The 12,623-nt window shown below is 69.9% G+C and carries 12 protein-coding genes; 5 read left to right on the top strand and 7 right to left on the bottom strand.

The window, feature by feature from the left end:
* Nucleotides 1–2: 2 nt before the first annotated feature.
* A complete protein-coding gene (locus VM780_RS16490; protein ID WP_325449311.1) occupies nt 3–701 on the top strand; it encodes a tetratricopeptide repeat protein in 699 nt (232 codons plus the stop codon).
* Nucleotides 702–719: 18 nt separating this feature from the next.
* Entirely contained in the window at nt 720–998 is a 279-nt protein-coding gene (locus VM780_RS16485) for a hypothetical protein (protein WP_325449309.1), read from the top strand.
* A gap of 15 nt (nt 999–1,013) precedes the next feature.
* On the opposite strand, the gene VM780_RS16480 is transcribed toward VM780_RS16485, so the two are convergent.
* From VM780_RS16480 to VM780_RS16470, 3 genes are all read right to left on the bottom strand, one after another.
* Nucleotides 1,014–1,268 (bottom strand): DUF2312 domain-containing protein, encoded by a 255-nt coding sequence (locus VM780_RS16480; RefSeq protein WP_325449308.1) that lies wholly within the window; start codon nt 1,266–1,268, stop codon nt 1,014–1,016.
* 159 nt (nt 1,269–1,427) lie between these two features.
* Entirely contained in the window at nt 1,428–1,742 is a 315-nt protein-coding gene (locus VM780_RS16475) for a DUF1244 domain-containing protein (protein WP_325449306.1), read from the bottom strand.
* Nucleotides 1,739–2,566: an N-formylglutamate amidohydrolase gene (locus tag VM780_RS16470; RefSeq protein WP_325449305.1), complete on the bottom strand. Its 828-nt coding sequence runs from the start codon at nt 2,564–2,566 to the stop codon at nt 1,739–1,741. Before VM780_RS16470 ends, VM780_RS16475 begins: the two co-directional genes overlap by 4 nt.
* Nucleotides 2,567–2,668: 102 nt before the next feature.
* Here VM780_RS16470 and VM780_RS16465 point away from each other — a divergent pair, with 102 nt between their 5' ends.
* From VM780_RS16465 to pyk, 3 genes are read left to right on the top strand one after another with little or no spacing between them, the layout of a single operon-like run.
* Nucleotides 2,669–3,988, top strand: a complete 1,320-nt coding sequence (locus tag VM780_RS16465; RefSeq protein WP_325449303.1) for a glycerate kinase — start codon at nt 2,669–2,671, stop codon at nt 3,986–3,988.
* A gap of 28 nt (nt 3,989–4,016) precedes the next feature.
* Nucleotides 4,017–4,550 (top strand): DUF1036 domain-containing protein, encoded by a 534-nt coding sequence (locus tag VM780_RS16460; protein WP_325449301.1) that lies wholly within the window; start codon nt 4,017–4,019, stop codon nt 4,548–4,550.
* Entirely contained in the window at nt 4,547–5,977 is a 1,431-nt protein-coding gene (gene pyk, locus VM780_RS16455; protein WP_325449299.1) for a pyruvate kinase, read from the top strand. Before VM780_RS16460 ends, pyk begins: the two co-directional genes overlap by 4 nt.
* A 107-nt stretch (nt 5,978–6,084) precedes the next feature.
* Here the strand turns inward: pyk and VM780_RS16450 are convergent, their stop codons facing one another.
* From VM780_RS16450 to thrC, 4 genes are all read right to left on the bottom strand, one after another.
* On the bottom strand, nt 6,085–9,006 hold the full coding sequence (locus VM780_RS16450) for an EAL domain-containing protein (protein ID WP_325449297.1): 2,922 nt from the start codon (nt 9,004–9,006) through the stop codon (nt 6,085–6,087).
* Nucleotides 9,007–9,102: 96 nt separating this feature from the next.
* Nucleotides 9,103–9,687: a GNAT family protein gene (locus VM780_RS16445; RefSeq protein ID WP_325449295.1), complete on the bottom strand. Its 585-nt coding sequence runs from the start codon at nt 9,685–9,687 to the stop codon at nt 9,103–9,105.
* A gap of 9 nt (nt 9,688–9,696) precedes the next feature.
* On the bottom strand, nt 9,697–10,971 hold the full coding sequence (locus VM780_RS16440) for a pitrilysin family protein (protein ID WP_325449293.1): 1,275 nt from the start codon (nt 10,969–10,971) through the stop codon (nt 9,697–9,699).
* A complete protein-coding gene (gene thrC / locus VM780_RS16435; RefSeq protein WP_325449291.1) occupies nt 10,968–12,386 on the bottom strand; it encodes a threonine synthase in 1,419 nt (472 codons plus the stop codon). Before thrC ends, VM780_RS16440 begins: the two co-directional genes overlap by 4 nt.
* Nucleotides 12,387–12,623: the final 237 nt, after the last annotated feature.

Raw genomic sequence — 12,623 nt, 5'->3', positions numbered from 1 at the left:
CGATGCTCTCCGTCCGCGCCGCCTATCATGAACAGACGCCGCTCGCCGCGGCCGCCGCGGCCTATGACCGGGGCGATTTCGTCGCGGCCGCCGAGCTGTTCTCGGAGCTCGCCGAAGCCGGCGACGTCGAGGCGATCACCTGGCTCGGCGCGCTCTACGCTCATGGCGAAGGCGTCGAGGCGTCGCTCGCGAAAGCCTTCGCGCTCTATCGCAAGGCGGCCGAGGCCGGGAACGTGCTGGCGCAGACCAATGTCGGCGCGATGCTGGCGATGGGCCAGGGCGTGGCGCAGGATCCGGTCGAGGGCGCGCGCTGGCTCGAGCAGGCGGCCGAACAGGGCGATCTGTTCGCCCAGTACAATCTCGCGACCCTCTATTCCAAGGGTCAGGGCGTGGCGCGGGACGACGCAGCGGCCATGCGCTGGTACCGCCGCGCCGCGGAAGCCGGCCATTACCCGTCGCAGGCCCGGCTCGGCTTCATCTGCGCCAATGGCGTCGGCGTCGAGAAGGACCGCGTCGAAGGCTATGTGTGGCTCTCGCTCGCGGCCCAGCACGGCGTCGGCAATGCGCTCAACGCGCTCGAAGCGATCGCCTCGCAGATGTCCACGGACGAGAAGCGGCGCGGCGCGGCGGCGGTCGCTCAGTGGCGGTCGAAGACGCCGGAGATCTCCCGCCATGCGCGGCTCAACCCGACCCCGGGCTGACCCGCCATGGTGTTCAGCGTGCAGCAGATAAAGTTCGAATTCCTGACGTACATCAAGGAATTCGGCGGCCGCGCGGGCGACTGGCGGGTGGGCCTCGCGGCCGACGCGCCGGCGGCGCTGTTCGGGGCGCAGAAGGTCGACCCGGAGGCCGATGTCTGGCTCTGGAAGCCGGCGCTCTCGGCGGCCGCGGCCAGAACCGTGTTCCGCTACATGACCGAGCAGTTCCACGTGCCGCCCGCGGAGGGCGCGACCGACGGCGCGTGCGTCTTCCTGTTCAGGCGCGGCGGCGGCGCCTGAGGCGGTCGCGCCGCCTCACTGCATGCCGAGGGCCTGGAGGTAGAGCTCGAGGATCGCCTCCTGCTCCTGCCGCTCGGAGGCGTCCTGGCGGCGGATCTGGACGATCTTGCGCACGATCTTGGCGTCGAAGCCGCGGCCCTTGAGCTCGGCGAACACCTCCTTGATGTCGTCGGAGATGCCCTTCTTCTCCTCCTCGAGACGCTCGATGCGTTCGACGAACTGCTTCAGCTCCTCGCCGGCGACGCCGTCGTTGGTGATGTCCTGAGCCACTTCGGTTCCTGCCAGAGCGTGACGGAGGCGACGACGGCCGCTTGCGCGCCGCCGCTCGGGACGTCCCGAAGCCTCCTTGAGAGGGATGGGTCCGGTTCGCAGAACCACGCGAGTCCGTCAAGCCGCGGGAGGCCGGCGGCCTGGGTATAGCGGGGACGGTCAGTGCTTCGGCTGCCTCTCGGCGAAGGCGGCCTGCTGCTCAGGCGTCGCCTCGCTCTGGTGCCGCGCCTTCCACTCCTCATAGGGCATGCCGTACACCGCCTCGCGCGACTGCTCCTTGGTCAGGGCGAGCCCGCGCGCGTCGGCGGCGTCCTTCAGCCAGTTGGAGAGGCAGTTCCGGCAGAAGTCGGCGAGGTTCATGAGGTCGATATTCTGCACCTGCGGCCGGTCGCGCAGATGCTGCACAAGGCGGCGGAGCACCTCGGCCTCGAGCTCGTCGCGGGTCCTGTCGTCGATCCCGGGAAGCTGGTTCATGATCTCGATCTCCTGATCTCGGCGCGCGAGCCGTAATGCGTGATGCGCCGCGTCTCCGGAAGGTCCAGCAGCGGCGGCAGAAGGCGCGCGAAGCGAAGCGCCCACTCGGTCTGCCCCGCCTCGTCGCGGACGAGGTCCTGGCGGATCTCGACGAGCGTGTGCGGGAAGCCGCGTTGCGTGCCGTGCTGGTGCAGCGTGTCGCCGACCAGCGCGCCGTCATAGGGCTCGTTGTCGCCGACGATAAGCCCGGGCTCCTGCGCCAACGCCGCGAGCAGCGGCCGCGTCAGCCGGTCGTCCCGGTCCCACAGCAGGCCGACATGCCAGGGCCGCGGCGCGCCCTTCCAGGCCGGCGTGAAGCTGTGCATCGAGAGGATCACCGGCGTGTCGCCGGCGTCCACGATGGCGTCGAGCTGCGCGGTGATCGCCTCGTGATACGGCCGGTGAAACCGAGCGATCCGGCGGGCGATCTCGTCGGCGTCGGCCTTGGCGTTGCCGGGCACCACGGCGCCGTCGGAGAGCCGCATCAGCAGGGTCGGATCGTCTTCGCCACGGTTCGGATCGATCACCAGCCGGGAGAAGCGCGACAGCACCGCAGGCGCGCCCAGCAGCCGAGCGAGCGCCAGCGTGACGCCGCGCATGCCGATGTCATAGGCGATGTGCCGCTCGAACTCCGGCGCGGCGAGCCCGAGGCTGCCGAACTCGGGCGGCACATAGTTCGACGCATGGTCGCACAGGATCAGCAGCCGAGAGCCGGGAAGCCCCTCGACGACCTCGAAAGGTCGCTCTTGGTCTTTGGTCGCAGGCGAAAATGCGTCGCAGCTCATGGCCCGCCGGACAATAGTGACGCAGCGTCCCCGATGCCATAGGAAGGGCGCCCCGAACGCCCTGTCCTGTCCCCTGAACCTCATTCTCTTGGAGCAGCGCCCATGAGTCCCGACGAACGCCGCTCGCTCCTCCGCCGGGCGTTCGACGCGGGCGTGGCCGCAGCCCATCCGGCGGTGTGCATTCCGCCTCATCTGCCCACACCCCCGAAAGGCCGTGTGATCGTGCTCGCCGCCGGCAAAGGCGCGGGCGCCTGCGCCGAGGTCGCGGAAAAGTTCTATCGCGAGAAGTACGGTCTCGGACCCGACCGCCTCACCGGTCTCGCGGTCACCCGCCATGGCCACGCGCGGCCGACCGAGTTCGTGAAGGTTGTGGAGGCCGGGCATCCGGTGCCGGACGCCGCGGGCCTCAAGGGCGCGGCCGACACGCTGAAGCTCGCCGAAGAGGCCGGGCCCGACGATCTCGTGCTGGCGCTGATCACCGGCGGCGGCTCCGCCAACTGGGTGGCGCCTGCGGACGGACTCGACCTCGCGGTGAAGCAGGCGACCACCAAGGCGCTGCTGCGCTCCGGCGCGCCGATCGACGCCATCAACACCGTGCGCAAGCATCTGTCGCGCATCAAGGGCGGCCGGCTGGCGCGCGCCGCCCATCCGGCGCGGGTGGTGTCGCTCGCGATCTCGGACGTCCCCCGTGACGACCCGTCGGTGATCGCTTCCGGCCCGACGGTGCCGGACCCCTCGACGCTCGCCGACGCGCGCGCGGCGCTCGAGCGCTACAAGGTCACGCCGCACCCGGATGTGGCGAAGGCGCTTTCCGAGCCGGCGAATGAAAGTCCAAAGCCGGGCGACGCGGCCTTCGCGCATGCCGAATACATCGTGGTCTCACGCCCGGCCGATGCGCTCGCCGCGGTGATCAAGACGCTGGAGGACGCCGGCGTCGAGGTCAGGGTGGTGGGCGCCGATCTCGAGGGCGAGGCCCGCGAGGTGGCGGCGGAGCACGCCGCGATCGCCCGCGGCCTCGGCCGCCTCGATCACCCGGTCGCGCTGATCTCGGGCGGCGAGCTTACGGTGACGATCCGCGGCGAAGGCGGCCGCGGCGGCCCCAACCAGGAATATGCGCTCGCGCTGGTGCGCGACCTCGGGGACCTTCCCGGATGGGCGGCGCTCGCCGGCGACACCGACGGCGCCGACGGCGGCGGCGGTTCGCCCGAGGATCCGGCCGGCGCGGTCGTGGATTCCGGCACGGCCGAGCGCGCCCGCGCCAAAGGCCTCGAAGCCGCCCGTTTTCTGGAGAACAACGACAGCACCGGATTTTTCGAGGCGACCGGCGACGTGCTGCTGACGGGCCCGACCTGCACCAACGTCAATGACCTCAGGATCGTGCTCGTTGACAGCGCTGACGCCTCGCCGCACAACCCCGCCTGACGAGGCCAAGGCGAGCGTCCCCGTCCTCATGCTGATTCGCGACCGCATCTCCTCTCGCGCGCTACGATTGTTCGGACGCTGCTGCGCGGTCGCAGCGTTGGCGGCGGTTGCGTCGCCGGCGCTGGCCGATTTCCGCCTGTGCAACAAGACGGGCAGCCGGGTCGGGGTTTCGATCGGCTACAAGGACCGCGAGACCTGGTCCACCGAGGGCTGGTGGAACGTCGGCTCGAACTCCTGCGAGACCCTTCTGCGCGGGCCGCTCTCCGCCCGTTTTTATTATGTGTACGCGATCGATTACGACCGCGGCGGGGAATGGAACGGCAAGGCCTACATGTGCACCCGCGACAAAGAGTTCACGATCAAGGGCATAGAAGACTGCCTCGCGCGCGGATATGAACGCTCGGGCTTTTTCGAAATAGACACTGGCGAACAGAAGAGCTGGACCGTGCAACTGACGGAACCGACCGCGAACTCCGCGGCAGCCGCGCCCTCGGGCGCGACCACCCCGCCGGCGACAGCCGGCGTCCGGGCAGGCCTCGATTCCGGCTCTTCGGTTCGATGAGACGGCTTCGCAAGGTCAAGATCGTCGCGACGCTCGGTCCGTCCTCCTCGACGCCCGAGATGGTCACGCGCCTGTTCCATGCGGGCGCCGACGTGTTCCGCATCAATATGAGCCACACCTCGCATGAGCGGATGCGCGAGCTGATCGGCTCGATCCGCGCGATCGAGAAGGACGTTGGCCGTCCGATCGGCATCCTGGTCGACCTGCAGGGACCGAAGCTCAGGCTCGGCCGGTTTACGGACGGCGCGGTGATGCTCGAGAAGGGCCAGAGCTTCACGCTCGATTCCGATCCGACGCCCGGCGACAAGACGCGCGTTCACCTGCCGCATCCGGAGATCCTCGAGGCGCTTGAGCCCGGGCATCATCTGCTGCTCGACGACGGCAAGGTGCGGCTCGTCGCCCGTTCCTCGACGCCGACGCAGACCGTCACCGAGGTGATCGTCGGCGGCCGGCTTTCGGACCGCAAGGGCGTCAGCCTGCCGGACACGATGATCAAGACCTCCGCGATGACGGAGAAGGATCACGCCGACCTGCAGGCGGCGCTCGAGGTCGGCTGCGAGTGGATCGCGCTGTCCTTCGTGCAGCGTCCCGAGGACATCGTGGAGGCCAAGGACATCATCCAGGGCCGCGCCGCGGTGATGACCAAGATCGAGAAGCCGCAGGCGATGACGCGGCTCACCGAGATCATTGATCTCTCGGACGCGCTGATGGTCGCCCGCGGCGATCTCGGCGTCGAGATGCCGATCGAGAAGGTGCCGGGCATGCAGAAGCAGATGACCCGCGCCTGCCGCCGCGCCGGCAAGCCGGTGATCATCGCGACGCAGATGCTGGAATCGATGATCACCCAGCCGATGCCGACGCGCGCCGAGACATCCGACGTCGCGACCGCCGTGTTCGAGGGCGCGGACGCGATCATGCTGTCGGCCGAATCCGCCGCCGGCGCCTATCCGACCGAGGCGGTCGCGATGATGGACTCCATCGCCCGCAGCGTGGAGAGCGATCCGTATTACCGCGGCATCATCGACGCTCAGCGCGCCGAGCCGGAAGCGACCGGCGCGGACGCGATCTCGGCCGCCGCCCGCCAGGTCGCCGAGACGCTCGACCTCGCGGCGATCATCTGCTGGACCTCGGGCGGCACCACCGCGCGGCGCGCCGCGCGCGAGCGGCCCAAGACGCCGATCATCGCGCTGACGCCGAACGTCGACACCAGCCGCCGGCTGACGCTGGTCTGGGGCGTGCACTCGATCCTCGCCCCCGACGCGCATGATCTCGACGACATGGTGAACCGCGCCTGCGCCTTCGCGCATGACGAGGGTTTCGCGCTCGACGGCGACCGGGTGATCATCTCGGCCGGCGTGCCGCTGCGCGTGCCGGGCGCGACCAACATGTTGCGCATCGCCACCATCCAGGGCGGCTTCGAGAGCTGACCTTCGCCCTTCCTGGCTGGAAGGGCGCCACGAAGAACGATCCGCAAAAGAGCCCGCGCCGCGGGCTCTTTTTTTGTCCGCGCGGCTGCGGTCGGCGTCGGCGGGTCTCAGACGCGCCGGAGCGCGCCCTGCATGACCCGGCGCACCGCCCCGGCGGCGGGCGCAAGCCCCAGCATGCGGTCGCAGGCGTCGGCCGCCATCGCTTCGCCGAAGGCGTAACCCTGCGCGTATTCGCAACCGAGATGGAACAGCTCCACCGCGTCGGAATCCGTCTCCACGCCCTCCGCCACGGCCTCCATCCCGAGGTCGTGCGCAAGCCGGATGATCGACTGCAGGATCACCGGCCGCTGGCCCCCGCCGCGCGGGCGGACGAAGGACTTGTCGATCTTCAGCACGTCGAACGGGAAGCGCTGCAGGTAGGCGAGACTCGAGTGCCCGGTGCCGAAGTCGTCGAGCGAGAGGCCGGCGCCGAGCTCGCGCATGCGTGTCAGCATCTGCGCCGCGTGCTCGGGATTCTCCATCACGAGCCCCTCGGTCAGCTCGATCTTGAGCGAGCCGGCCGGCAGATTGACGCGGGCGAGCACGTTCTTGATGTCCTGGACGAGGTCCTGCCGCAGGAACTGGCGGGTCGACACATTGACCGACATGAACAGCGGCGGCTCGCCCGGCACCTCGTCCTGCCACCGGGATAGCTGGCGCGCGGCCTCGTCGAGCGCGAACAGGCCGAGGTCGACGATCAGGCCGCTTTCCTCGGCGATCGCGATGAACTCCGACGGCGGGCGGCGGCCGTAGCGCGGATGCTCCCAGCGCAGCAGCGCCTCGAAACCCGCAATGCTACGATCGTCGAGCCGCACGATCGGCTGGTAGAAGACCTTGATCTCGTTGCGCTCGAGCGCGCGGTTCAGCTCGCCAGCGATCAGCAGCCGATCGGTCGTGGCGGCGCGCATGTTCGGCCGGAACGACTCGATGTGGTCGCCGCCAAAGCGCTTGGCGTGGTACATTGCCACCTCGGCGTTCTTGACCAGCTCTTCCGCCGAAGCATCCTGCACGCCCTCGGCCGTCGCAAACCCGATCGAGGCGGTCAGGAACAGCTCCTTGCCGCCGAACGCGATCGGCGCTCTGAGCGTCCGCTTCAGCGTGTCCGCGAAGGCCGGCACGGCGGCCGGGTCGCGCTCCGAGACCAGCAGCACGCCGAACTGGTCGCCGCCCAGCCGGGCCAGCGTGTCCTGCGGCTTCAGCAGGCGGGAGAGCCGGCGCACCACGGTGATCAGGATGGTGTCGCCGGTCGCGATCCCGACCGTCTCGTTGATCTTCTTGTAGCGGTCGATGTCGAGCACCATGACGGCGGGGCGCAGCCCCTGGTCGCTCCGCGCGAAGCCGAGCGCGGCGTCGAGCCGGTCGACGAACAGCTCGCGGTTCGGCAGACCCGTCAGGGCGTCGTGCACCGCGTTCTGGAGGAGACGCTCCTCGGTGGTCTTTGCGGCGTTGACGTCGAGCAGCGTGCCGACGCAGCGCACCACCTCGCCATCCGCGCCCACCACCGGGCGGGCCCGCAGCGAGTACCAGAAATAGTGGCCGTCCTCGCCGCGCATCCGGAAGGTCTCGACCAGCCGGCCGCGGCGCTCCTCGAGCAGCGCGTCGAGCGCGGCGCGGAAGCGGTCGCGGTCGCCCGGATGCACGAGCTGCAGCCATTCGGCCGGCGAAGCCTCCAGCGCGCCGCGGCGCAGCCCGAGCGCTTCCTCGAGCTCATGGCTGGCGTGGATGCGGTCGCCTTCGACATCCCAGTCCCAGACATAGTCGCCGGCGCCCGTGACCGCGAGCGCGCGGCGTTCGATGTCCGAGACGCTGCCCTGCAGGATCGCGCCGCCCGCGAAGGCGTGCTGCATCACCGTGAAGCCGATCAGCAGGACGATCAGCACCAGCCCGCCGACGAGGGCCGGGGCGACGAGTTCGTTCGCCAGCCCGCCGCCGACGGCGACGGCCGCGGCCCCCACCCAGGCGAGCAGCAGCAGCCAGGTGGGCGCCAGCATCACGGCGCGGTCGTAGCCTTTCATGGCGAGCCAGACGATGATGCCGAAGCCGGCCGCCGCGACCGCGACCAGCGACAGCCGCGCGATGCCGGCCGCGATCGGCGCGTCATAGGCCGAGAGCGCCACCAGCGCGACAAGGAACACGAGCCAGCCGCCCATGACGTGGGCGTAGCGTACGTGCCAGCGGTTGAGGTGCAGATAGGCGAACAGGAACACCAGCAGCGTCGCGACGAAGGTCGCTTCGCTGCCGGCCCGCAGGATCCGCTCGGCCTCAGGCGCAAGATCGAACACCCGCCGCCAGAAACCGAAATCGACCCCGAGATAGAACAGCACCGCCCAGGCGAGCGCGGCCGCCGCCGGGAACATCACGCTGCCCTTGACCACGAACAGGATCGTCAGGATCAGCGCTAGCAGGCCGCCGATGCCGAGCAGGATGCCGCGATAGAGCGTGAAGGAGTTGACCTTGTCCTTGTAGGCGTCGGGCTCCCACAGGGTGAGCTGCAGCAGCTCGGGCGAGCTCAGCTCCACCACGTAGGTGACCGTCGCTCCCGGATCGAGCGTGAGCAGGAAGACGTCGGCGTCGTCCGATTGCTGGCGGTCCGGACGGAAACCCTGGCTCGCGGTGACGGCCCGGATCCGCTCCTCGCCGAGGTCCGGCCAAAGCGCCCCGGAGCCCACGAAACGGTAATGCGGCGAGACAAGCAGCCGGTCGATCTGCTCGTCGCCTTCGTTCTTCAGCGAGAACACCGCCCATTGCCGGCCGTCCCCGGGGGACTCGGAGTGGACTTCGATCCGCCGGGTGATGCCGTCCGGTCCCGGGACCGTCGCGACCTGAATGCGGTCCGCTTCGCCCTGCGGCCGCTCGACCGCCTGAGTGAGGTCGAGCGCCTGGTCGTCCGGACGCAGCGACAGCGTCTGCAGCGCCGCGGAGGGCGCGGCCCAGCCAATCAATGCGGCGACGAGAACGATCGCCTGAAGGAGGGCGCGGGAAAAACGCAACGCCTCAGCTCTCCCTGTTGCCGGCTGGCGGCGATCGTCGACCTGAGGCGGCGGAACCGGCAGCGTCCCGCCGAACACGGCGAAGCGGGCGGCACGTTAGCCTACGGCGTCGCCGCGAAGAAGCGCGTAGAGCAGGTGATCCTGCCAAAGTCCAGCAATGCACAGATACTCGCGGGCGTATCCCTCCCGCTTGAACCCGGTACGCTCGAGCAGGCGAATGGACGCGGCGTTGCGCGGCAGGCAGGCCGCCTCGATCCGCCGCAGCTTGAGCGACTCGAACACGAAGGGCGTCAGCGCCCGAACCGCGGCCGTCATATGGCCCTTGCCGGCGTGCCGCTGCCCCATCCAGTAGCCGATCGAGCAGGTCTGCGAGACGCCGCGGCGGATCTGGCTCACCGTCACGCCGCCGACCAGCTGTCCGTCCTCGCGGAACACGAAGAACGGATAGGCCTGGTCGAGTTCGAGCTCGCGGACGTAGCGCTTCAGCCGTTTGCGGTAGGCCAGCCTCGAGACGTCGTCATGCGGCCAGGTCGGCTCCCAGGGCTGCAGGAAGGCCCGGCTTTCGTCGCGCAACGTCGCCCAGGCCGGGTAGTCGATCATCTGCGGCACGCGGAGGAACACGCCCTGCCCCGAGAGCGTCGGAACCGCCTCCACCGCAGAGAGCGTGCGGAAGAAGGCCACCGGGCGCCCTCAGGCGGCCGTGGCGCGGACGCCGAGGCGCTCCGCCAGCCGTTCAGGCGGGGTCAGCCGCCGGATCGGGCCGATCGCCGCCAGGGTGAAGGCGCTCGCCAGCATGTCGCGGCCGGCGCGGCGCGCGGTCTCGACCGTCACGGCGTCAATCTTGGCGATCGTCTCGGCGACGTCGAGCGGCCGGCCATAGGCGAGCTGGTGGCGCGCATGATGGTCGGCGCGCGAGGCCGGCTGCTCAAGCGACATCAGCAGGCCGGCTTTCATCTGCGCCTGCGCGCGGGCGACCTCGCGCTCGTCCGCGGCGTCTGCGGCCTCGTGCAGCACGTCGATCATCACGGGCAGGATGTCGGCCGCGTCTCCCGCGCCGGTGCCGGCGTAAACGCCGAACAGCCCGGTGTCCGAATAGCCCCAGTGGAACGCATGGACCGCATAAGCGAGGCCGCGCTCCTCGCGGACCTCCTGAAACAGGCGGGACGACATGCCGCCGCCGACCAGATTCGCGAACACCTGCGCGGCGTAGGCGTCCGGCGCGTCGAACGGGCGACCCTCGAAAGCGAGCGTGACGTGCAACTGCTCGAGATCGCGCTTCTCGCGGCGGTCGCCGCCAGCGTAGCGCGCGCCCGACGCTTTCTGGGCCTCCCCGCCCGGCAGCGTCGCAAAGCGGCGCTCGGCCTCGGCCACCACAGCGTCGTGCTCGACTGCGCCCGCCGCCACCACGACGGCGTCCGACGCCCGATAGCCGCGATCCCGGAATCGCCGGAGCGCGTCCTGGTCGAGCGCCGTGACGGTCTGCTCGGTGCCGAGGATCGAGCGGCCGAGCGGCTGGCCTGGGAAGGCGGCCTCCTGCAGCCAGTCGAAGATCAGGTCGTCGGGCGTGTCCTCGACCGCGCCGATCTCCTGGACGATGACGTTCTTCTCGCGGGCGAGCTCGGCGGCGTCGAAGGTCGGCTCCACCACGATGTCGGCGAGCAGATCGAGCGCGAGCGGAATGTCGCCCGCCATGACGCGCGCCGAATAGCCGGTCTGCTCGACGCCGGTCGCGGCGTTCAGGTCGCCGCCGACCTGCTCGATCTCCTCGGCGATGGCGCGCGCGGAGCGCCGTCGAGTGCCCTTGAAGGCCATGTGTTCAAGCAGATGCGCGAGGCCGTGCTCGTCCGACGCCTCGGCGCGCGCGCCCGCTCCGAAAGTGACGCCGACCGCGGCGGTGCCGAGCTCGGGCATCCGGTCGGTGACGACCGCAAGCCCCGACGGCAGGATGGTGAACTTCGCGCTCACGCCGCCGCCTCCCGCGTGACGCGGGCGCGCTCGGCCACATAGGCCTCGACGGCCGCAAGATCGTTGGGGAGCCGGTCCAGCCGCTCGGGCTTCGAAAGCAGGTCGGCGAGATGCGGCGGCAGCGCGGGCCGGATGCCGGAAGCCGTCTCGACGGCCTCGGGGAACTTCGCCGGGTGGGCTGTCGAGAGCACGACCGTCGGCGTCGCAGGATCAAGCCCGGCCCGCTCCGCGACCGAGTAGGCGACCGCCGTATGGGTGTCGAGCAGGTAGCCGGTATCGCGCTTCAGCCGACCGATGGTCTCGGAGACCTGCGCCTCGTCGGCGCGCCCGGCGTCGAAATCCATCCGGATGTTCGCAAGCGTCGCCTCGTCGAGCTCGAAGGCGCCCGACTGCGACAGCGAGGACATGGCCCGGCGCACGGCCTGGGCGTCGCGGCCGCAGGCGTCGAACAGCAGCCGCTCGAAATTGGACGACACCTGGATGTCCATCGAGGGCGAGGTGGTGGGCTCGACGCCGCGCACCTCGTAGCGGCCGGTCGCGAGCGTGCGGGCCAGAATGTCGTTCACGTTGGTCGCCACCACCAGCCGGCCGATCGGCAGGCCCATGCGCTTGGCCACATAGCCCGCGAAGACGTCGCCGAAATTGCCGGTCGGCACCACGAAGTCGACCGTGCGTCGCGGCGCGCCGAGCGCCACCGCGGCGACGAAATAGTAGACGGCCTGCGCCAGCACCCGCGCCCAGTTGATCGAGTTCACGCCGCCGAGCGCGATGCGGTCGCGGAAGGCGTGGTGGTTGAACATCGCCTTCACCAGCGCCTGCGCGTCGTCGAACGAGCCGTCGATCGCAACCGCGTGGACGTTCGCCTCGGTCGGCGTCGTCATCTGGCGGCGCTGCACCTCGCTGACCTTGCCGTACGGCATCAGGATGAAGACGTCGGCCCGGTCGCGGCCGCGGAACGCCTCGATCGCGGCGCCTCCGGTGTCGCCCGAGGTCGCGCCCACGATCGTCGTCCGCAGGCCGCGCTCGGCCAGCACATGGTCCATCAGCCGCGCGAGCAGCTGCATGGCGATGTCCTTGAAGGCGAGCGTCGGACCGTGGAACAACTCGAGCACGAACCGGTTGGCGCCAGTCTGGACGAGCGGCGTCACCGCCGGGTGGCGGAAGGTCGCGTAGGCCTCGCGGATCATCTCGCCGAGCTTCGCGGCCGGGATCGCGTCGCCCACGAAGGGCGTGATCACGGCCTCGGCGACTTCGGCGTAGGGCTTGCCGGCGAAGCCAGCCATCGTCTCCGCCGAGAGCGTCGGCCACTCATCCGGAACATAGAGCCCGCCATCGCGGGCGAGCCCCGCCAGCAGCGCGTCGGCAAAGCCGAGCGTCGGCGCCTCTCCGCGAGTCGAGACATAGGCGACAGACATGGGCAGGCGGTACTCGCGTAATCGGGCGTTGAGGGGGCTCAAACTAGGCTCGCGTGGATGCCGTCGCAAGCGAGAGAGCGAGCGGCTTGCGCTTAGAATTGGTGGTCGGGCGCGCGAGCGGGACCGCCGTCGGCGATACCGTCGAGTAAGTCGTCGCAGCGCTCTTGGCAGAAATCGGCCGTTAAGCCGAACAAGCTTGATAAGAACTGCCTCTGAGCAGCCCTTTCGTCGAGAAGC

Origin of the sequence: Hansschlegelia sp. (genome assembly GCF_035538955.1) — a bacterium.
Taxonomy (GTDB): Bacteria; Pseudomonadota; Alphaproteobacteria; order Rhizobiales; family Methylopilaceae; genus Methylopila.
Note: the sequence above shows the minus strand (reverse complement) of the source record. Positions and strands in the feature narration are given on the sequence as shown.